Origin of the sequence: Natronobeatus ordinarius (genome assembly GCF_024362485.1) — an archaeon.
Lineage (GTDB): Archaea > Halobacteriota > Halobacteria > Halobacteriales > Natrialbaceae > Natronobeatus > Natronobeatus ordinarius.
Window position 1 is genome coordinate 1,519,418 of record NZ_CP101456.1, and the last position, 20,586, is coordinate 1,540,003.

Below are 20,586 nucleotides of genomic sequence, written 5' to 3' on the forward strand. Positions count from 1 at the left end.
GGACCTCGAACACCTATTTCCCGCCGGTCGACGTATCCACGGCCGATGCTCGAACTCGACGGCTCCGACGCCGGCGGACAGTTCGTCAGGACGGCACTCGCGCTCTCGGCGCTCGAGAACGAACCGGTTCGCCTCGAAAACGTCCGCGGCGGGCGGTCGACGCCCGGGTTGCGACCACAGCACCTCGCGGGCGTCGAGACCATCGCGGCGGTCTGTGACGCCGACGTCTCGGGCGCCGACGTCGGATCGCAGACGGTCGAGTTCGATCCTCGAAGCGGGAGGGTGGACGATGGGCGACTCCCCGGCGGAACGTACGCCGTCGACATCGGCACGGCCGGCAGCATCACCCTCCTGTTCGACACCCTCCTGCCGCTTTCGGTACGGCTCGAGTCGCCGCTCTCGGTGACCGTCACCGGCGGCACGGACGTGAAGTGGGCCCCGCCGCTCGACTACGTCCGGTACGTGAAGCTCCCGCTGCTTCGCCGGTCCGGGCTCGTGGCCGCCGTCGAGGTCGATCGCCGGGGATTCTACCCGACAGGCGGCGGCCGGGCGACGCTCCACCTCGCACCCGCTGCCCTCGAGCCACTCGCCCTCGAATCTCGTGGCGACCTCGAGGGCGTCCGGCTCTACTCGACGGAAGCCGACGCGCTCGCGGACCGGGACGTCGCGACCCGCCAGGCCGAGGGCGCACTCGAGCGACTCGATCCCGGCGAGCGCGGGCTCGAGGTGGGAGAACGCGTCGAGACGACGGCAGCGAGTGCCTGCCCCGGTTCGGCGTTCGTTCTGCGCGTCGACGGCGAGTCCGGTCCCGCCGGGTTCACCGCCCTCGGTGAGCGAGGAAAACCCGCCGAGCGAGTCGGCGAGGACGCTGCCGACGCTGCGATCCGGTTCCTCGAGCACGACGCACCCGTAGATCGCCACCTTGCAGACCAGCTGCTGGTGTTCCTCGCACTCGCGGGTGGCCGAGTTCGGATTCCCGAGGTGACCGCGCACGTCGAGACGAGTCTCAAGCTGCTCGCGTCGTTCGATTTCGACGTGACCCTGGCGTCCGGGTCCGGGCCGACGCGTGTCGTGGTCGGCGAGGTCGAGTAACGATACAACTTATAGCACACCACTCCATCTGGCAATCTATGGACGAGACAGGTGCCGCCGAACGTCGTCTGGCCCGGGGGTTGGTGTCGTGAGCGACCTCGTCACTTTCGGCGAGACGATGCTCCGGCTCTCCCCGCCGCGGAACGAACGAATCGAAACCGCGAGCGAGTTCGAGGTTCGCGCTGCAGGCGCAGAGAGCAACGCGGCCGTCGCCGCCGAACGGCTTGGGACGACCACGACGTGGCTGTCGAAGCTTCCCGATTCGCCGCTGGGACGACGCGTCGTCGGCGAGCTCAACCAGTACGGCATCGACACCGAAGTCGTCTGGAGCCGCTCGGGCAGACAGGGGACGTACTACCTCGAGCAAGGGGGGAAACCCCGCGGCACGAACGTCGTTTACGACCGGGCGAACGCCGCCATCACGACGGCAGAAGCCGAGGAGTTCGACGTCGGGCTGATCAGAGATGCCCGAGTGTTTTTCACGACGGGGATCACGCCTGCGCTCTCCTCGACGCTGCGGGAAACGACGATGAAGATGCTGAAAGCCGCCAGGGACGCCGGAACGACGACCGCGTTCGACGTCAACTACCGGCGCAAACTCTGGGAGCCCGAGGCGGCCCGGGAGACGCTGTTGAAGCTGTTCCCCGGCATCGACGTCCTCGTCATCGCCGCCCGGGACGCCCGCACGGTGCTCGATTTCGAAGGTGACCCGCGCCAGCTCGCGCACAAGCTCGCCTCGAGTTTCGAGTTCACCACCGTCGTCGTCACCCGCGGCGACCACGGCGCCCTCGCCTGGCACGACAACGTCGTCCACGACCACGGCGTCTACGAAACGGAGACGGTCAACCCCGTCGGCTCGGGTGACGCGTTCACCGGCGCGTTCCTCGCGCGCCGGCTCGCAGGCGACGACGTCTCGACGGCACTCGAGTACGCCTCTGCGACAGCGGCGCTCAAGCGCACCATCCCGGGCGACGTCGCGCTCGTCACGAAACGCGAGGTCGACGAGGTCGTCGCTGGCGACGGGGAGTACATCTCGCGGTGACGCCACACACGGGAACGGGTTCCGTCTCGGACTCCCGGTAATTTCGCTGTAGCGTGTGTGGGTATCCCACACCTGAGAAACGTTTTACACCCGGGCCGGGCAACCTTCGAGTCGATGGTTTCGATCCGCCAAGCGACGCCGCCAGACGCGCCGTCGGTTCAGGACGTCGCTCGAGAGAGCTGGCACGCCGCCTACGACGACCTGCTCGGTGTCGCGACCGTCGAGGAAACGGTCGACGAGTGGTACGATCGCGCGGCTCTCGAGACGTCGATCGACGACGCCCGCGACCGCGCCGACGCAGCGTTTCTCGTCGCCGAAGACGCGACCGACGGGATCGTCGGGTTCGTCCACGTGATCCCGTCGCGCGAGGAGCCGTCGGTCGGCTCTCTGCTCAGGATCTACGTCCGGCCTCGCTCGTGGGGTGAGGGCGTGGGAACGGCGCTGCTCGAGTCGCTCGAGGCCGCCGTCGGCCCCGCGTTCGACCGACTGCGACTGCTCGTCCTCGCAGAGAACGAGGTTGGCGTCTCCTTCTACGAGTCGAAGAGATTCGAGCGCGTCGAGACGCGTGAGAGTGAACTCGAGGGGCTCGAGGAGTACGTCTACGAGCGGCCGCTGTAGGCTCGAGTCGCCTCGAGTGGGCACGAGAATCATCACGAAACCCACCAATTGTGTTTTTGTCACTTCGGATCGAACGGCCACTATGGGAACCTCCCAGCCCCGCATCGACGAACTCCAGGCGCTGTGTCACCGCTACGGACCCGGCCGGCTTCCGAGAGCCGATCGGTACGAGATCGGTGCCGGCTACGCGGCGGCCGCGGCCGCGTTCGTTGCGGCGGTCGCGTTCGCGGCCGGGACGTTCGTCGCCTCGCTGATCGGCGCTCCGCTCACCGCCGCCCATCCGTTCTGGTCCGGGGTCGGTCTCGTGGCGATCCCGTTCGTCGTCCCGGCCGCGTTCGTCGCCGGCACGCTCGTCTGGAGGTCCCTCCCGGCGTCCACGCCGCGCTTCGGTGCGGTCGGGGGCGTGCTCACGGCCGTGCTCACCTACGTCCTCTCGCTCGCGGCCGTCTTCTTCGTGCTCGCGCTTTACGCCGTGGCAGCGGGAGCGCCCGAGGGCCTCGAGGCAGCGGTCGTGGAACTCGCCGCCCTCACGACGCTGATCGGGATCTTCGCGGTCGTCTTCACGACGTGGCTCACGATCCCGGCCGCCATCGTCGGCGGGCTGGTGTACGAGCGAGCGAACGGACGCTCGTCGGCCGAGTGAGCGGGATCCGTCCTGGCGGCTCGTCCTCGCAGAGAACGAGGTCGCCGTCTCCTTCTACGACTCGAGCGGGTTCGAACGCGTCGAGGCTCGCGAGAGCGAGTTCGATGGCCTCGAAGAGTACGTCTACGAGAAACCGATCTGAGTAGAACCGGCGGGTGGGTCGACGATCAGCTCGAGCGGCCTCACTCCTGCAGTTCGACGCAGACTTCCGACGGTGACACGCCGACGACACACCCTTCGTACGTGAACTCGACGCGACACTCCGTTCCGTGGCTCATCAGTGCATCCAGCGCGTCCACGTCGACGACGTCGAACAGGGGCGCTAACTCGGTCATCGGTTCGTTCGTACACGAGGCGACGGCGCGGACGATCGTTACCGCCAGTGGTTCGCGAATCGCCGTACAGAACACCCCTTCGCTGTTTTCGTTCACCGAGACGTCGCTACGACGCTCGGACACTTATAGATGGTTGTACGCTGTCCAACTCTGCCTACGGGTACTCGATTCTGAACTAGTGCTGTCGGCACGGTGTGACCAGTTTGACGGCGCCGATGCCGGATCGGGTGTGGCTGTGCACCGGTTGACGCCCTATCGCTGTTCACGAGGCGGTGGGCGTCGCGTCGCTCAATCCTCGGCTTCGTCGACGACCTCGATGCCGCGGTTGTTCACCGCCATCGGGTCGAGGCCGACCTCCTGGAGGAAGTTCTTGTACTCGCGTTCGCACTGTTCGGCGGCTTTCTGTTTGTCACTCGCACGATCACAGAGGGCCACGAGGTCTTCGGGCACCTCGTTCTGGTAGACGATCCAGTGGTTGATCAGGTCAGAGAGCCGGCGGATCGGGCTCGTGAAGTGGCCGTAGATCTCGAAGTTGAGCGCGTGGTGGCCGCCGAAGGGGTCGTTCATGTAGCGAGCGCGCGGCATCACCTTCATCACGGCCCACTGGATCTTATCGAGCTGTCGACCCGGGGCGTCCTCGAGGGTGGCGTTGACGGCCTTTCGCGGGTCGTCCCAGGTGTCGCCGGGGATCGAGACGCCATCGAGTTCCTGGATCTCCTGGAGGGCCTTCGACCACTCGTCGGGGGTGGGCTGGGGGTGGACGCGGTACATCGCCTCGACGCCACGATTCCACATCAGCTCGTGGGTAACGGCCTTGTTCGCTTTCAGCATGCACTCCTCGATGATGGTGTGGGCCCGATCTCGGCTCGGGTTGAGGACGAGCGAGCCGTCTTCCTTGCGGATCTCGTGCATCCGGTCTGCGACCTCGTGGACGAGTTTGTTCTCCTCGTGTAGCGGTGCGTCGGGATCGTCGAGGCGCTGCTCGGCCTGGGCGTAGGTGAGTCGCTCGTCGGACTCGATGACGGATTTGTAGATGTCGATCTCGTCGTAGCTCAGCGTCTCCTTGTCGAGGTGCATCTCGACGGTGTGAGCGAAGCGTTCCTCGTTGGGGACGAGCGAACAGACGGATTCGGCGAGAATCGGCGGCAGCATGTGGATCGTGTAGCCGGGGAGGTAGACCGTGTTGCCCCGTTCGACGGCTTCGGCCCACATCTCGCTCTCGGGGTGAACGTAGTGGGTGACGTCGGCAATGTGCACCCAGAGGACGTACTCGTCGTCGCGCTCTTCGATCGAGAGCGCGTCGTCGAAGTCCTGGGCGTCGATCGGATCGGTCGTCCACGTCGTCAGGTCACGTAAGTCGACTCGCTCGTCGATCCGTTCGTCGATCTCGGCCTGGACGTCGCCGGTCCGCTCCTCGGCTTCGTCCATCACCGCCGCCGGGAACGTATCGCGGATCTCGAACTTCTCGAACAGCTCTTCGCGTTTGTTCTCGAGGTGGCGGGCGACTTCCTCGGAGATTTCGACGGGGCCTTGCCCCTCGGCCGTCCCGGCGGCGGCCTGTGCATCGTCACTCATACCGGCGCCTACGAACGAGAGCGTCAAAGACGTGTCGGGACCAGCGTCCGGAAGCGCGAGAGCGGTTCACCCTCCCTCAGTCGGCTACCGCTCCTCGAGTCGCCCGTACCGTCGCTCGACCGTCGTGACGTACCACGTGAGAAACTCCTCCTGGCTGCGCTCTCCCGCGCCGATCTCGACGAGCAGCTCCTCGAGCCCGGCTCGCGAGTGATGGCAACACGCTCGATCGCAGGGCTTACAGAGGTATTCGAACGCCTTGCCGTCGCGATCCCAGCGGTCGCCGTACTTGTCGTACTCGCGAGCCTCGTCCCGGGGAACCGACGTGCCACAGGCGATGCACGTCACCGTCGGGGTGCGCCGTCGGGAGGGCCACATGATACGTCGATCGGCGTGTGCATACTTAGCGATTACCACACCCGTCGTCGACGCTAACGGTCCGGTCGGCCGACCGGTCTCGAGACGGGCGTTTTATGCCCCGACCGGTCATCCTCCCGGACATGCAGGTCAAGTCCAGACACCACCTCCGAAGCGACGCCGTCTCCGACCTCGAGGAGACGATCTCGACACAGCTCGGCGTCGACCTCGACGGGGACACTTACGAGCGCGTCGAGTTCGAGGACGAGGCGCTCGAGGTGATCCTGATCGACGGCGAGCCGCAGGTCGCCACCTTCGAGGGGGAGCTGTTCCTGACGGTCCGCGGCGCGAACGCTTACGAACCCGAGCGGCGACTGGTCACCGTCGACGCCGGCGCGATCTCGTTCGTCAGCGACGGCGCGGACGTGATGCGCCCGGGGATCACCGAGGCGAGCGAGGACATCGAGGGCGGCGACCTGGTGGTGATCGCCGAGGAGACCCACGGAAAGATCCTGGCGGTCGGTCGCGCCCGGGTCGACGGCTCGGAGATGGTCGGCGACGAGGGCAAGGTCGTCGACTCGCTGCACCACGTCGGCGACGAACTGTTCGGCTTTACGGGCTGACCGGATCGACACGTGACGCTCGCCGACGCAGGCTCCGCTCGAGGACGGCGACGGAGGCCAGTCCAGCAAGCGCACCGGCAGCGAGCGTCGGCCAGGCGAGAGCGTAGCCGCCGACGTCGAGCGCCAGCCCGAAGACGACCGGCGAGACGACCGTCGTCGAGAAGCCGACGAACGACTGGATCGACAGCGCCGTCCCGACCTGGTCGTCGTCGACGACCTCGGTGACCAGCGTCGAGGTGGGCGCGCTGTCGACGCTCAGCAGCGTCCCGTACACCAACAACAGCGCGACGAGCGCCGGCAGTGGGAGCCAGCCGAGGACGCCCAGGGTCGCGCTACAGATCGCGCTCCCCCCGAGGCCGAGCCCGATCGTCCTCGAGCGACCGATCCGGTCCGAGAGTACGCCACCGGCAACGTTTCCGACGCCGCTCATCGCGGTGACGACGCCGACGAGCAGGCCGGCGAGCGTCGCGGCGCCGACGCCGAACGCACCGCCGCTCGAGCCGACCGCCGCGAACGCGGGCGTCACGAGCAGGAACGCCAGCAGCCAGTTGCGAACGCCGAACAGCTCCCAGTTGTGCCAGGAGTAGACGCTCACGCAGGCGAGGTAGGCGCGGTTTTTCAGCAGTGATCGGTCGACGCCGCGGCTCGAGCGCGCGCTCCGACCGGGGCTGTCCTCGGCGAGTCCGAGCATCAATGGCGGGACGGCGAGCGCGCCGACGCTCGTCACGGCGATGGCGGTTCGCCAGTCGACCGCGTCGGCGACGACGGTCGCCGCGACGAACGAGAGGCCGCTGCTCAGCGAGAACGTCCCGATGTAGAGCCCCATCGCCCGCCCGCGGACGTCCGCGGGGTACCAGTCGCTGACGAAGCGCATCCCGGGGACGTAGACGCCCGCGATGAACAGCCCCGAGAGGAAGCGAAACGCGGTTCCGGAGAGAAAGCCCGTCGCGAAGAGCGCAAACCCGAGGCTGAAGAGGCCGGTGCCCGCCGCGCCGACGCTCACCACCCACCGCGGCGAGTATCGATCCGCCAGCCAGCCGGCCGGGAGGATCGCGACGAGGTAGCCCGCCTGGAAGACGCCGAAGATGATCCCTGCTCGAGTCCCCGAGAGCCCCCACTCCTCGACGATCAGCGGGAGGACTGCCGAGTAGTTGAACCAGACGAGGATCGACAGGAACAGCGCGAGAGAGGTGACGACGAGGGCCCTGGTTCGCGAGCGCACGTATCTGGTCCGTACAGAGTCGCAGTATTTGACTGTCGGGGTGTCGGCCGATCGAACCGCGACGGCTCGAGTGTGGCGCCCAGGGGGCGGCGATCGTTGCCACTCAGGCGCCGTCGGTCGACTCGAGCTCGTCTTCCTCGTAGGCGTCCTCGTAGCGGTCCATTGCGTCCGCGTAGCCCCGTCTGGCGAGTTCGTACGTCTCCCGGAGGTCGGCGGTCGGTTCTTCGGTCGCGTCGACGCGAAGGTCGTCGTAGAAGGGGTCCAGCTCGCGGTCTTCGGTCGTGCGCACCAGCAGGGCGGCGCTTTGCACCGGCAGCTCCTCGCGTTTGTCGCCGCCTTCCTCGTAGCCGGCCTCGAGCGCGTCGATCAGCCGCTTGGCCAGCGGTTCGGCGCGGTCGCTCGCCTCGTAGCTCGCCGCGGTCGCTTCGATCACCGACTCGCCGGTTAGCAGGTTGCCCGCGACGGTGTAGTTCTCGCCCTCGAGGTGGCCGTACCAGTCGCGACACTCCTCGCCGGAGAACGTGAAGGTCCCGTCGGCGTCGACGCCGTGGAGCTGGCGGCCGGCCGCGCCGTCGTCGGCGTTGAGCAGCGCCTCGAGGGCGTCCCCGATGGCGAGCCCCTCGTCGACGTACTGGAGACCGCGTCGGCCGAGGTCGACGTTGACCAGACTTTGTGTGGCGATCGCGCCGTTCTCGCTGGCGAACGGACAGAGCGTGCCGACGCCGGCGAGGCGGGTCGTCACCGCGACGCCGAACCGGCGCTGTGGCTCGCCGTCCTCGTCCTCGTACGTCTCCCGGACGCAGATGCTGAACGTCATGGCCGTCTCCAGGGAGTGGGTCGACAAAAAATCAGGCGTACCGGCAGGCGTGTGCCGAAGTCCGGACCGCCTCGAGGCAGTGCCGTCGAGGGCGGCATCGACTCGAGGTGATCCGTATCGGTCGATTACCGCGTTACCAGTTCTCGAGCGCGGATTCCGGCGTGGCCACCGGCACCCACCAGGATGCCGACGGCGTACAGGGCCGTGAGCGCGACGCCGATGGAGGCGCTCTCGACAGCCGAGTCGGTTTCGGCCTGGCTGTCCGAAAGCGACGCACACAGGTCCACGATCTTCCGGGTGGTCCGAGCCGTCAGACTCTCGGGGTGTTCGGCGAGCGTGTCGGCGATGGGTGGACTGATGCGGTAGTAGAGTCCGACCAGCCCGCGGCCCATCGGCGTCGCCGCCATGGACTCATCACGGAAGCGCCGGAGCGAGTTGAGCGTGTGCCCCTCGCCCGCGGTCGCCGTGGTGATGAAACAGCCGCCGTCGTCGCTGTCGGTCGTGAACGACTGGGTGAGCCCGGTGTCGGCGTCGTCGGTGGTCTCGGCGACCGCACGGAACTCGTAGTCTACGCCTTCAGTGAGTCCGGAGAGCGTCTCACTGAACGAGCCCGTCGCGGTGAGCGTCTCGGGGGCCGTCGCGTTCGGGAAGCCGCTGCCGACTTCGCCCCACTCGAAGGAGACCTCCGCGCTGGTCGCGTCGCCGAGGTCGTCGAGTGAGCCGTTCAGCGTCGCCGACGTCTCGCCGACGCCGGTTGCGGAGTTAGTCGAGACGGAGAGTTCGGGCTCGGGGGGGTCCCCGAGAACCGCTGCCTCGGCGTCGAGCAATCCGTAGCCCTGTTCGTTGCCGCTGAGACCGATGTCCTCGGCGGTGTTCTGGAGCTGCTGGCGCGCCTCGGTGTTGCTCATCCCGTTACCCATCAGGTGCGCGGCCGCACCGGCGACGTGTGGACACGCCATCGACGTCCCCGAGAGCGTGTCGTAGCTGTCGTTGAGGTACGTCGAGTAGATGTTACTCCCCGGCGCAGCGATCTCGACTTCGGGGCCGCGCGAGGAGAAACTCGAGATATTGTCGTTGTCGTCGGTCGAGGAGACCGCGATCACGCTGTCGTACGCCGCCGGGTAGCCGACGTTGTCACAGCAGCCGTCGTTACCCGCCGCGGCGACGACCAGCGTCCCCTGGCTGACGGCGTACTCACAGGCGTCCTCGAGTGCCTGGACGTGGCTGGAACCGCCGAGCGAGAGTGAGGCGACGTCGATACCCTGGTCGGCGGTCCACTCGATCCCGGCCGCGACGTCACCGAAGTTGCCGCCGCCGAACGAGTCGAGCACTTTTACGGCGTATAGCTCGGAGTCGAGCGAGACGCCGACGACGCCGACCCCGTTGTCCGGCGCGACCGCCGTTCCGGCACAGTGGGTGCCGTGTCCGTTGTCGTCGCCGTACGGTTCGGGACAGGTGGAACAGGAGGTTCCGAAGGCGGCGCCGCCGTCGACGTCGAGACTCTCGTGGTCGACCTGGACCCCGGTGTCGATGATCGCGATCGACCCACCGGCGCCGGTCTCACCCCCCTGGTGGAGCACGTCGCCGCCGACGCGGTCGACGCCCCACGGGACGGTCTGAAGCGCGAACGCCTCCTGGTCGTCTTCGACGTACCGGACGTTCGGATTTCGCTCGAGTCCCTCGATCGCTTCGTCGGGGAACCGCCCGACGACCGCCTTCCCGATGTCGTCGAAGTCCAGCTCGTGATCGATCTCGTCGGCCGCTCGACGGGCGAGGCCGAATGGGGTGTCGGCGGTCAGCCCGACGATCTTCCGCTCTGGTGGTCCTCGTGCGACTGCTGTACCGGTGATTCCCGTAGCCGCCACGCCCGCAGCGGTGGTGCGGAGCACGCGACGGCGAGTGATGTTGTTGTCTGACATGAAGTAGTGCGCGACGCATGGCGTCTGTGACCCCGCTTGCGCTCGACGACGACCATCGATCGCAGAGCGCCCTGAACGACGCTCGCGATCGAGTCCACGCCGCCGAGCTGACACACTGGTACGACCCCGTTCCGATGCGGTCGTTACTTGTCTGTGTGTGTTCACAGCGTGGCGTGTTCGGACGTAGCATGCGCCTGGTCAATGGTTATTACCAAAGTATATTAATATTTCCATTGTTGTTGAACAGTCTCTTGCTGAAGACCGCTTTCGCAGACGTTCAGTCAGAAACGTCGGCAATTGATTTCGAAGCGTCGCGGGTGGCTTCAAAAAGTGTGAAACTGACGTGCCGCAGTTCGCGTCAGTAGTCTTTCGTCTCGCTCGTCTCGTTACCGGCTTCGTCGACGACGGTGAGTCGGACGGTGTCGGGGCTGTCGCGAGTGCGCAGTTCGTGTTCGCCCGACGCACTCGAGCCGCTGACCGACGAGCTCTCTGCATCCAGGACGGTGGTGCCGTCGAGCAGTTCGGACGTCACGGACTCGAGTGCACCGTCGGCGTCGGAGACGGTCCAGTCGACGTCAGCGCGCGACCAGGGGCCCGAGCCCCGCGTGCTTAGCGAGAAGTCGTCGATCTCCGGGGCGGACTCGACGTCGTCCTCATCATCCTCTTCGTCGTCGTCCTCTTCTTCGTCATCCTCGTCGTCCTCTTCGTCGTCGCCCTCTTCCAGCTCGAGCGCGTTCGCGACGTTTAGTCGGCCGGCGCCCTGTTCGTTGTCGTCGAGGCTGATGTCGTCAGCGGCGTCTTTCAGGAGGTCCCGAATCTCGTCGGGATCGTAGCCGGCCGCGAGCAGTGTCGCGGCAGCGCCAGCGACGTGTGGGCAGGACATCGAGGTTCCCGAGAACGATGCGTAGTCATCGCGCGGAACGGTCGAGAGGACGTCGACGCCGGGTGCGGCGAGGTCGACCTCGGGACCCGTCGAGGAGAAGTCCGCCAGCTCGTCGTCCTCGTCGGTGGCCGAGACGGCGATCACATCGTCGTACGCGGCCGGATAGCCGACGCAGTCGGTGCACGGACCCGAGTTGCCCGCCGCGGCGACCATGACGACGCCCGCGTTGGTGGCGTACTCGACGGCGTCCTCGACGACCTCGGAGCCGCTATCTGCCCCGAGGCTCAGGCTCTGGACGTCGTGACCCTGGTCGGCCGACCACACGATTCCCTCGGCGATGTCGTCGAACGTGCCGCTCCCGCTGCAGTCGAGGACCTTCACCGCGTGCAGCGTCACGTCGGGCGCGACGCCGAGCACACCGACGCCGTCGTCCGCCGCACCGACGGTTCCAGCACAGTGAGTGCCGTGGTCGTTGTCGTCGTCCCACGGCTCGAGACACTCCTCGATGTCGTTGCCGCCGCCGAAGGGGCCGCCACCGCAGCCCGTGGTACAGGCGGCGTCGTCGGTCGCGTACCCCTCGCCGAGGTTCTCTGCGAGGGTCTCGTGGGCGGCGTCGATGCCCGTGTCGATGACGGCGACGCTGACGTTCGCGCCCGTTTCGCCGTTTTCGATCGCGACGTCGGCTTTGACTTTCTCGATCCCGTACGGCGTCTCCTGGCCGAGCGCGTGCATCCGGCCGTTCTGTTCGACGTAGCGGACGTTCGGGTTGTTCTGGAGTGCCTCGACCGCCTGTTCGGAGAACCGGCCGGAGATGGCGCTCCCGATCTTCCCGAAGTCGAGTTCCTTCCGTACCGATTGTGCCGCTCGCCGAACCGCACCCCGGTCGCCGCCGGGAACGATGCCGACGACGTATTCGCCCTCGTTCGCTGCAGTCGCCTTCCCCACGAGTGTCGTCCCGACGGCACCCGCCGTTACTCCCTGTAGAACCGTTCGCCGTGAGTAATGCTCATCTCCCATGGTATATGTGTTGCATGTACACCCACAGGGAGTGATAACTTAAAACATCCGTATGGTCTCCTCGAGAAACTGTTCGGAAATATAGGAGTAGCGGAATGAACGGGCGAAACTAATGTCACTGAAGTCATCTATTGGGCGCGGTGAAACTCCGTCTGACGTAAGAACTATACTGACAGCGAAGGTGTCTGTCGACTATGGGACTCATGAGCAAAATTCTCGGCGGCGGACAGTCCCGAACGACCGAGGATTACGTTGAACTCGACCTCGACGACGTAGCTGACCACGGGAGACAGGCGACGATGCAGGTCCACGTCGCAGAGATCGATGGACAGCCGTCCGCGATCGACATCAAAGACGCCGTCTACGACGGCGACATCGTCATCGCCGACATCACCCGCCTGCGCACGAAAGACAGCACGGCCGAACACATCGTCGACGAACTCCGGCAGGTCGCTCGAGAGGTCGACGGCGACATCGTTCAGAAAGGCGACGACCAGATCATCATCACGCCCACGGGCGTGCGGATCGGCCGGGAGAAGCTCGGCCGGTGACCGAGTAGCCGGCTTTTCCTCCGACGGGGCGGACTGTCACTCGACTGTTTCGCCATCGTTTCGATACGAGACTCACCGATCGGTTCCGGCATGCCGTGAGCGGCAGAGCGGCGACGCCGCCTCTAGTACTCGTGAGACGAGTGACACCCGATCACAGCCGACGTTCGTGACTGGCTGTGCAGTGACTTCACCGTGTCCTGTCGCTGATCCGGCGTGACCCGCGTTCTTCCGTCGCCGTTCGCGACGAGAATAACTGAGTTGTATTCGTCAGTTATATTCATCAGTAGGCGAAACAGGGTGGTATGACGTTCAGTGACGCCCTCCTCGAGGAGGGAGAACACGTCTGGGAGGCACAGTACGAGCACCCGTTCGTGGTCGAACTCGCCGAGGGAACCCTCGACGAGGCGCCGTTCCAGCACTGGCTGAAACAGGACTACCGGTACCTGCTCGACTACGCGCGGCTGTTCGCCCTCGCCGGGACGAAAGCGCGCGACGAGGAGACGATGACCCACTTACTCGGGGTCGCCCACACGGTACTCGACCACGAGATGGACCTCCACCGGTCGTTCGCCGCCGACTACGGAATCGAGCGTGAGGAACTCGAGTCCGTCGAGAAAGCCCCGACCTGCGTCGCGTACACGAACTTTCTCGTGCGCACCGCCTACGAGGGCTCGGTCGCAGAGATCGCGGCCGCGCTGTTCCCCTGTATGCAGGGCTACCAGGACGTGGGCGAGCACATGGCCGACCTCGCCACCGAGGAACACCGGTACACGCCGTTCATCGAGATGTACACCGGCGAAGAGTTCCGCGAGGCGACCCGCTGGTGTCGCGAGTTCGTCGATCGCTGCGGGGAGGCCTACCCCGGCGAGCACGACGCTATGCGCGAGGCGTTCCTCACGAGCGCCAAACTCGAGTACCGGTTCTGGGAGATGGCCTACACCCAGGAGGGGTGGGGACTGTGACGGCCACCGACACGTACGCGGCGTACGCTGCCGACGCCGACGAGCCTCGATTTACCGACTGGCTGCGCGAGCGGGCCGAGCCGGCGTGGACCGACGCGGTCACCCACCCGTTTGCCCGGCAACTCGGCGACGGGACGCTCCCCGAGGACGCCTACGCCGCGTATCTGGTCCAGGACTACGCCTTCGTCGACGAACTCGTCGGAACGTTCGGCTTCGCCGTCGGGGAAGCCCCCGGCATCGACGCGAAGCGGCCGCTCGTGGAGTTCCTCGAGACCGTCACCGACGAAGAAAACGACTACTTCCTGCGGTCGTTCGAGGCGCTCGAGGTTCCCGAATCGAGGTGGCACGATCCCGAACCGACGGCGACGACGCAGGCCTTCCTCGACCTCCTCGGACGAGCCGCCAGACAGGGCGGGTACGCCGAGACCCTCGCCGTCCTCGTGCCGGCGGAGTGGATCTACCGTGAGTGGGCGACCGCCGTCGCCGACGAGTACGCCGATCCCGCAGCCGACGAGCCGCCGAGTGCCGGGGCCGACCTTCCCTTCTACTACGCCGAGTGGATCGACCTCCACGCCGTGCCGTCGTTCGTCGACTTCGTCGACTGGCTGCGCGGCCAGCTCGACGCGGTCGGGCCGGCGCTCTCCTCGCGTCGACAGCGCCGAGTCGAAACGTTGTTCCGCCGGTCCGTCGACCTCGAGGTCGCCTTCTTCGACGACGCGCTCGAGCAGGGGTAGGTGTACTCGAGGCGGTCGCTCTCGGGGATAGAAACGAGAAAACGCAGAACGCAGTCTTAGAGGTAGTCGATACTCTGGGGCAGCTCGAGTTTCATGCCCTTGCGCTCGCGGATCTCCATGATCGTCTCGCGCTGGAGGGAGTCGGACATGACCTCGAAGCCGGCGTTCTCGGTGTTCCAGGCGGCACGACCCTCGGTCGCGCTGCGGATGTCACTCGAGAAGCCGATCATCTCTTCGACGGGCGCGATGCCCTCGACGACCATGAGGTCACCCTCCTGGTACATGTCGTCGACGCGGCCACGGCGGCCCTGGATCTCGCCGGAGGCGGCGCCCATGTGCTCGTTGGGGACGTCGATGCGGACGTCCTGCATCGGCTCGAGCAGCTTGACGTGGGCGTCGATCAGCGAGCGGTGGACGGCCTCCCGGGTCGCCGGGATGACCTGTGCCGGACCACGGTGGATGGTGTCCTCGTGGAGCTTGGCGTCGTGCAGCCGGATGAGCGTCCCCTGGACCGGCTCGTTGGCGAGCGGACCGTTGTCGAGGGCCTCCTCGAGCCCCTCGATGAACAGCTCCATCGTCTCGTTCAGGTGCTGGATACCCTTGGTCTGGTCGAGCAGGATGTTGGTGCCGTGGATGTGCTCGACGACCTGGGCGTCGTCTTTCTCCATGCCGGCTTCCATGAGCGCCTCACGGCGCTCGAGTTCGGGCATGTCCATCGACGCCTCGCCCAGCTGGATCGTCTCGACGAGTTCGTCGCTGAGTGGCTCCGCGGAGATGTAAAAGCGGTTGTGGCGGTTGGGCGAGATCCCTTCGACGGTGTCGCTCTCGCGCTGGACGGCCTCGCGGTAGACGACGATCGGCTCACCGGTGTTGACGGGGATGCCCTGGTTGGCCTCCATCCGCTGGGTGATGACCTCGAGGTGGAGCTCACCCTGTCCGGAGATCAGGTGCTCGCCGGTGTCCTCGTTGATGTCGATCTGGATCGTCGGGTCTTCCTTGGAGAACTGCCGGAGCGCCTCGATGAGCTTCGGCAGGTCGTCCATCGTCTTCGCCTCGACGGACTTCGTGATGACCGGCTCGGAGATGTGCTCGATCGACTCGAAGGGGGTCATCTCGACGTTCGAGACGGTCGAGCCGGCGATGGCGTCGCGCAGGCCGGTGACGGCCGCGATGTTCCCGGCGGGAACGCGTTCCACTTCCTCGCGCTCGCCACCCATGTAGATGCCGACGTTCTGGATGCGGTTTTTGCCCGCGACGCCGGAGACGTACAGCTCCTGGCCCTTCTCGAGGGAGCCCGAGAAGACACGACCGGAGGCGACTTCGCCCGCGTGGGGGTCCATCGAGATGTCGGTGACCATCAGGACGACCTCGCCCTCTTCGTCGACGAGTCGCATCGATTCGGCCAGCTCTGACTCGGCGTCGCCGCGCCAGATGCGCGGGATACGGCGGGGCTGAGCATCGACGGGGTTGGGGAAGTGCTCACAGACCATGTCCAGGACGACGTCCGACAGGGGCGTCCGCTCGTGGAGCTCCTGGCGTTTGTCGGCCTGCTCTAAGTCGATGATGTCGCCGAAGTCCATCCCGGTGCGCTGCATCGAGGGCATCGAGACGCCCCACTTGTACAGCGCAGAACCGAAACCGACGGTGCCGCCTTCGACCGAAACCGTCCAGTCGTCGACGTCGTCCATGTCCTCGGTCATCCCGCGGATGAGGTCGTTGACGTCCTGGATGACCTTCAGGAGGCGCTCTTGCATCTCCTGTGGGCCTTCTTGCAGCTCGGAGATGAGGCGGTCCACCTTGTTGATGAACAGCGCGGGCTTGACGCCTTCGCGCAGTGCCTGGCGCAGCACCGTCTCGGTCTGGGGCATCGCACCCTCGACGGCGTCGACGACGACGAGCGCACCGTCGACGGCGCGCATCGCACGGGTGACGTCGCCACCGAAGTCGACGTGGCCCGGCGTGTCGATGAGGTTGATGAGGTGGTTGGTGTCCTCGTACTCGTGGGTCATCGAGACGTTCGCCGCGTCGATGGTGATCCCACGTTCCTGTTCGTCTTCCTCCGTGTCCATCGCGAGCTGCTGGCCGGCAGTATCATCGGAGATCATGCCCGCACCTGCGAGGAGGTTGTCCGAAAGTGTCGTTTTACCGTGGTCGACGTGAGCGGCGATGGCGATGTTCCGGATGTTCTCCGGCTCGTCCATCAACCGTTCACACTCCTGTACGATCTTCTTACGTCGGCCCATATACGCCCCACTACCGGTAGCGGGGTCAAAAGGGTGCTGTTTCGCATCGCACCCCTATTTTCGCCAGACGCGACGGTCGTCGCGGATGATACGACTCGACCACGGGAGTTTCGACCGCGAATCGGCGAACGTCGCCGTCACCGCGCCGGCTCGTGCAATTTGCGTGAGTGAATGCCACGCAGAAAGGTCGACCGACCGGCCGTGAATTTGACCCACACGGCTCACCGCAGACAGCACACGAGATCAGGCGTAAGAGCCATACCGTCACCGCCCTTGATACTGCTACACATGGACCTCCGCGTACAGGGGTCAGGGCCCGCCGCACCTTTTCTCGGAGCCCGCGACCTCCTCGAGACCGAACACGACCTCTCCCTGCCCGTCCACGTCCGGGTTCGTGAGAATCCGGACGAACGCACCTGGGCGGCCCACTACAACGACCGTCACGTCCTGAACATCTCGAGGCAGGCCGCCTCGAGCGCGCTCGCCCGAGAACTCGCCTTACACGAGTTCGCCCACATGGCTCGCTACGAACAGGAACATCCCTCCCACGTCCAGTCGACCGAGGAGGTGCTCTACCTCGCACTCGCGGGCAAGCGCGTCGAACGGCGCAAGCTCGCCCACTGCTATCAGATCGCGAACCACATGAAAGACATCTACGCCGACGACATCACCCTCTCGGTGGGACCGGGTGAGAAACTGCTTGCCTTTCTCGAGTCGAGCCTGGCCCGGGCGCTCGCAGACCAGCCTCCGACGCCCCCGCGGCCGGGCCTCGAACGGATCTCGCCCGCCGCAGATCCCGAGATCACCGCCGTCAACGCGGCGTTCGCGCTCGCACTCGCCGAGCGTCACGACTTACTCGAGTCCGACCACCGCCTGTACGACCTCGCGAGCGCCGCGGCGCTCGACGCTCCGACCGTCGACTTCGACGGCTTCCGGCGTCGGTTCAGAGAACTCACGGCCGATCCGGGCTCGAGTGCCTATCGACGGGTGCTCGTCGAGGCGACGCGCTCGTACGTCGGCGGAGAGCCAGCGGCCGACTGAGCATCGACCACTCGAGGCGGAGTTAACGACCTCCTTCGCTCGTTCCTCCCAGCTGAACCAGGTTCCACGCGGTGAGCAGCGTGTGCACTGACGGACAGCGGCGACGGTAACAGACTCCTACCTCGGACCGTCGGTCGGCGGCCTCGAGTCGCTCGAGTCGGCGCGGTCACACTGAGCCGGTAACGAATTCATGTAAAAGTACGCCGGCGGCGAGTCACGGACGATGCGCCCCGGTGAGCCAGTTGCCGACGAACCTCGAACGACGGATTCAGCGGAGCCGGCCGCCGACGAGGTGCCGTTCCGGTCGTTCGTCGACCGATTCGAGCGCGGTGACCGACTCGAGGCCGTCCAGTTCCTGGTCGAGGCGGTCGACGAGCCACGAGGGCCCCTGACTGACCTCTTCGGCGTCTGTTACGACGGCTGGCTCGCCGCTCTGGAACCGGTGATCGGCGGCAGCTGTCTCGACGTTTCCCCAGGCCCCGGACGGCACCTGGCCCTGGTGAGCGAACTCGCCGACGAGGTGTACGCGCTCGAGTCCGACGACGCCTCGCGGCGGCTGCTGTCGGCCCGGACGGATCGCTCGAACGTCGTCCCGGTTGCTGGCGACCCGTCGAACCCTCCGTTCACGGCTGGCTCGTTCGAGACGATCCTCTCGACCCGTCCGTCCACACCCGGCGAGGTCCGAGCACGCGCCGGCCGGCAGTACGAATTGCTCGACGAGGGCGGGACGCTCGTGTCCGTCGTCGACGGCTGGCCCCGGACAGCGGGACTGACGGCCCGGGTGGGCCTCGACCGGCAGCGATCGGCCGCGGCCGCGTCGCCTGCTCCGACGGCGGTTCTCCGGTCGACGCCTGCACGATACGTCTCCACCCTCGAGTCCGCCGGTTTCGACGAGGTGAATCTCCTCGCGGTGCTCACCATCGGCGGCCGGTTCGAGGGGGCGGCGTGGGTCGACGACGCAGCGGCGCTCGCGTGGCTGACGAGGCCGCTCGAGACCGGCCCGGTGCCCGCTCGCCTGGTTCGCGGCGGCGGATCGCTGGCCAGCCGTCTGGGCATCCTCGAGCGATCGTTTCCGGTCTACGTCGCAGTCTGTCAGAAAAGCTCGAGGGCGGACACACCGGTCGAATCGGCACGCGGTCGCGTCGGTCTAACGCACTCGAGTTCGTCGTCGGTCGTGCGACGGGGCTCGAATCGAGCGATCGTCCTCGAGGTGGAAGACGGCGCGGTGACCGGCGTCCAGAAGTTGCCCAACGACCCCCGGAACGCCCACTTCAACGAGCGCACCGTTTCGGTCCTCGAAGCGCTCCGGAGGGCCGACGATCCCGTGACAGAGACGCTCCCCGACGTGACGGCGTTCGACTCACGGCTCGGCCCGACGCTCGTCGAGCCGCCGATTCGTGGCACGCCGATCGCCGAGACGGTCGACCGGCGGACGCTCCGGTCGGATCCCGAGGCGTTCGGACGCGTCCTCGAGACGGGACTCGAGTGGGTCCGAGCGTTCCAGACGGCGTACGCGGGCGCCCCGCGCACGCGATCACCTGTCGACGCCCGTCGAGAGCTGACGGTCGAGCAACTGGCGTTCTCGCCGCCGGAGCCACCCGGACCCCTGCGCCTCGCGACGGTTCCACACCACGGCGACTACCACCCCGGAAACCTCGTCGTCGAGGGCGGATCGGTCGAGCGCGTGATCGACTGGGAGTACGCCGCCCTCGAGGGCAATCCGGTCGCCGATCCGGGATTTTACGCCCTGAAACTCGCCGAGTACGCCTTCGGCGACTTCGAACGCGGCGTCGAGGCGGCCTTCCTCGAGCCGTCCGAACACGCGGCGATCGTCTCCGATCGGCTGGCCGACCACTGCGAGCGCGTCGAGATTCCTCCGTCTACGTTCAGTTACTACCTCGGTGCGGCCCTGGTCGGCCAGGTGCGGATCTACTTCGAGCACGACAGTCCGTGGCAGTACCACAACACGCCGCGTGAAAAGGTTGCGAAACTCGAGTTCCTGTACGATCGACTGGACGGGATTCGAGCGCGACTTCGCCGGTCGATGGACGAAACGGGACCGGCCGACGCCGCTGGCGAGGGCCGGCGCGTGTCCGTCGGTCGATGACGGACGGGATCGACCGTCAATCGGGAGTATCGACGTCGTCGGTGGCAGCTTCCCCAGCGGTATTTTGACGGCAGCTGCCGTAGCTCGGGGTATGACGAGCGGGTATGCGAGCGTCTCGATAGACGCCGTCGAGGTGCCGGGAGACGGCGAACCACTCGGCCATCGGTCGTTCACGGACGAACTCGGCTGTTCGACGACCACCGTCGACGGCTATCGCGTCCCTGCTGGCGGAACGGTACCGCTCTCTGGCGCTCCGGAACAACTGTGTCTCCCGATCGACGCCGACGGGCCGATCTCGCTCGAGGGCGTCGACGTCCCACCGTCCGGGGTCGCCCGCCTGCCGGCCGGCGTCGAGGGGACCCTCTCGTGTTCGGGCCCGACGGCGGTCGTCGTGATCGGCGCTCCTGTCGAGTCGACCGCGGCCGACGACCCGATCGCCGTCGACCTCGAGGCGTGCGACTACGCGCCACCGTCGACGTCGTCGATCGAAACCGCCCGGCTCACCGCCCGGCTCGGCTGTGCGGGCGTGAAGGTCAACGCGAGACTCCTCGACCCGGGTGACCACGTTCCGTATCACACGGAGGGCGAGCAGGAGGAACTGTTCGTCCCCGTCCGTGGTCCGGCGACGATGCGCATCGACGACGACTCGTTCGAGACGCCGGTCGGAACGATCACTCGAGTCGCACCTCCGGTCCCCAGGAGCGCCGTCAACGACGGTGACCGCGAGGCGTGCTGGGTGATGATCGGCGCCCCGCCGACCGGCGGCCCGTCGGAGTGGGATCCAGGTGCGGAGATTCTCGAGTGACGC

The 20,586-nt window shown here is 66.6% G+C and carries 19 protein-coding genes; 11 read left to right on the plus strand and 8 right to left on the minus strand.

All coding sequences use genetic code 11. The features are described from left to right. Positions 1 to 45: 45 nt before the first annotated feature. The 4 genes from rtcA (at position 46) to NMQ09_RS07865 (ending at position 3,395) form a co-directional block, all read left to right on the plus strand. A complete protein-coding gene (gene rtcA, locus NMQ09_RS07850; RefSeq protein WP_255194039.1) occupies positions 46 to 1,092 on the plus strand; it encodes an RNA 3'-terminal phosphate cyclase in 1,047 nt (348 codons plus the stop codon). Between the two features lie 88 nt (positions 1,093 to 1,180). Continuing rightward, complete coding sequence (kdgK1, locus tag NMQ09_RS07855; RefSeq protein WP_255194040.1) at positions 1,181 to 2,134, plus strand: bifunctional 2-dehydro-3-deoxygluconokinase/2-dehydro-3-deoxygalactonokinase; 954 nt, start codon at positions 1,181 to 1,183, stop codon at positions 2,132 to 2,134. 114 nt (positions 2,135 to 2,248) lie between these two features. After that, positions 2,249 to 2,752: a GNAT family N-acetyltransferase gene (locus NMQ09_RS07860; protein ID WP_255194041.1), complete on the plus strand. Its 504-nt coding sequence runs from the start codon at positions 2,249 to 2,251 to the stop codon at positions 2,750 to 2,752. 82 nt (positions 2,753 to 2,834) lie between these two features. After that, positions 2,835 to 3,395, plus strand: a complete 561-nt coding sequence (locus tag NMQ09_RS07865) for a hypothetical protein (protein ID WP_255194042.1) — start codon at positions 2,835 to 2,837, stop codon at positions 3,393 to 3,395. Positions 3,396 to 3,577: 182 nt separating this feature from the next. Here NMQ09_RS07865 and NMQ09_RS07875 read toward each other — a convergent pair whose 3' ends face one another. From NMQ09_RS07875 to NMQ09_RS07885, 3 genes are all read right to left on the minus strand, one after another. Beyond that, positions 3,578 to 3,826, minus strand: coding sequence for a HalOD1 output domain-containing protein (locus NMQ09_RS07875; RefSeq protein WP_255194043.1), 249 nt, complete (start codon positions 3,824 to 3,826; stop codon positions 3,578 to 3,580). Positions 3,827 to 4,018: 192 nt separating this feature from the next. Continuing rightward, a complete protein-coding gene (locus NMQ09_RS07880; protein ID WP_255194044.1) occupies positions 4,019 to 5,305 on the minus strand; it encodes an RNB domain-containing ribonuclease in 1,287 nt (428 codons plus the stop codon). An 84-nt stretch (positions 5,306 to 5,389) separates the two neighbouring features. Further along, entirely contained in the window at positions 5,390 to 5,680 is a 291-nt protein-coding gene (locus NMQ09_RS07885) for a DUF7562 family protein (protein WP_255194045.1), read from the minus strand. A gap of 122 nt (positions 5,681 to 5,802) precedes the next feature. Between NMQ09_RS07885 and NMQ09_RS07890 the strand changes: the two genes are divergently transcribed. Next, positions 5,803 to 6,282: an RNA-binding protein gene (locus NMQ09_RS07890; protein ID WP_255194568.1), complete on the plus strand. Its 480-nt coding sequence runs from the start codon at positions 5,803 to 5,805 to the stop codon at positions 6,280 to 6,282. Here the strand turns inward: NMQ09_RS07890 and NMQ09_RS07895 are convergent. The 4 genes from NMQ09_RS07895 to NMQ09_RS07910 all read right to left on the minus strand — a co-directional run bounded on the left by NMQ09_RS07895 (position 6,272) and on the right by NMQ09_RS07910 (position 12,140). Next, on the minus strand, positions 6,272 to 7,504 hold the full coding sequence (locus NMQ09_RS07895; RefSeq protein ID WP_255194046.1) for an MFS transporter: 1,233 nt from the start codon (positions 7,502 to 7,504) through the stop codon (positions 6,272 to 6,274). The two genes, NMQ09_RS07890 and NMQ09_RS07895, sit on opposite strands and share 11 nt — an antisense overlap. A 103-nt stretch (positions 7,505 to 7,607) precedes the next feature. Next, entirely contained in the window at positions 7,608 to 8,321 is a 714-nt protein-coding gene (locus NMQ09_RS07900) for a DUF1028 domain-containing protein (protein WP_255194047.1), read from the minus strand. A 125-nt stretch (positions 8,322 to 8,446) separates the two neighbouring features. Further along, positions 8,447 to 10,240: a S8 family serine peptidase gene (locus NMQ09_RS07905; RefSeq protein ID WP_255194048.1), complete on the minus strand. Its 1,794-nt coding sequence runs from the start codon at positions 10,238 to 10,240 to the stop codon at positions 8,447 to 8,449. Between the two features lie 358 nt (positions 10,241 to 10,598). After that, positions 10,599 to 12,140: a S8 family serine peptidase gene (locus tag NMQ09_RS07910; RefSeq protein ID WP_255194049.1), complete on the minus strand. Its 1,542-nt coding sequence runs from the start codon at positions 12,138 to 12,140 to the stop codon at positions 10,599 to 10,601. 194 nt (positions 12,141 to 12,334) lie between these two features. Between NMQ09_RS07910 and NMQ09_RS07915 the strand changes: the two genes are divergently transcribed. The 3 genes from NMQ09_RS07915 to NMQ09_RS07925 all read left to right on the plus strand — a co-directional run bounded on the left by NMQ09_RS07915 (position 12,335) and on the right by NMQ09_RS07925 (position 14,387). Then, positions 12,335 to 12,691 (plus strand): cell division protein SepF, encoded by a 357-nt coding sequence (locus tag NMQ09_RS07915; protein WP_255194050.1) that lies wholly within the window; start codon positions 12,335 to 12,337, stop codon positions 12,689 to 12,691. A 302-nt stretch (positions 12,692 to 12,993) separates the two neighbouring features. Continuing rightward, complete coding sequence (gene tenA, locus NMQ09_RS07920; protein ID WP_255194051.1) at positions 12,994 to 13,653, plus strand: thiaminase II; 660 nt, start codon at positions 12,994 to 12,996, stop codon at positions 13,651 to 13,653. Then, positions 13,650 to 14,387: a TenA family protein gene (locus NMQ09_RS07925; protein WP_255194052.1), complete on the plus strand. Its 738-nt coding sequence runs from the start codon at positions 13,650 to 13,652 to the stop codon at positions 14,385 to 14,387. The genes tenA and NMQ09_RS07925 overlap by 4 nt, the downstream gene beginning before the upstream one ends. Before the next feature lie 56 nt (positions 14,388 to 14,443). Here NMQ09_RS07925 and NMQ09_RS07930 read toward each other — a convergent pair whose 3' ends face one another. Beyond that, on the minus strand, positions 14,444 to 16,630 hold the full coding sequence (locus tag NMQ09_RS07930) for an elongation factor EF-2 (RefSeq protein ID WP_255194053.1): 2,187 nt from the start codon (positions 16,628 to 16,630) through the stop codon (positions 14,444 to 14,446). Positions 16,631 to 16,918: 288 nt separating this feature from the next. Here NMQ09_RS07930 and NMQ09_RS07935 point away from each other — a divergent pair, with 288 nt between their 5' ends. From NMQ09_RS07935 to NMQ09_RS07945, 3 genes are all read left to right on the plus strand, one after another. Next, positions 16,919 to 17,671, plus strand: coding sequence for a DUF5781 family protein (locus NMQ09_RS07935; RefSeq protein WP_255194054.1), 753 nt, complete (start codon positions 16,919 to 16,921; stop codon positions 17,669 to 17,671). Between the two features lie 223 nt (positions 17,672 to 17,894). After that, positions 17,895 to 19,778 carry a phosphotransferase gene (locus tag NMQ09_RS07940; protein WP_255194055.1) on the plus strand — a complete coding sequence of 628 codons (1,884 nt, stop codon included), beginning with the start codon at positions 17,895 to 17,897 and terminating at the stop codon, positions 19,776 to 19,778. Positions 19,779 to 19,869: 91 nt separating this feature from the next. Continuing rightward, complete coding sequence (locus NMQ09_RS07945; RefSeq protein ID WP_255194056.1) at positions 19,870 to 20,583, plus strand: cupin domain-containing protein; 714 nt, start codon at positions 19,870 to 19,872, stop codon at positions 20,581 to 20,583. Positions 20,584 to 20,586: the final 3 nt, after the last annotated feature.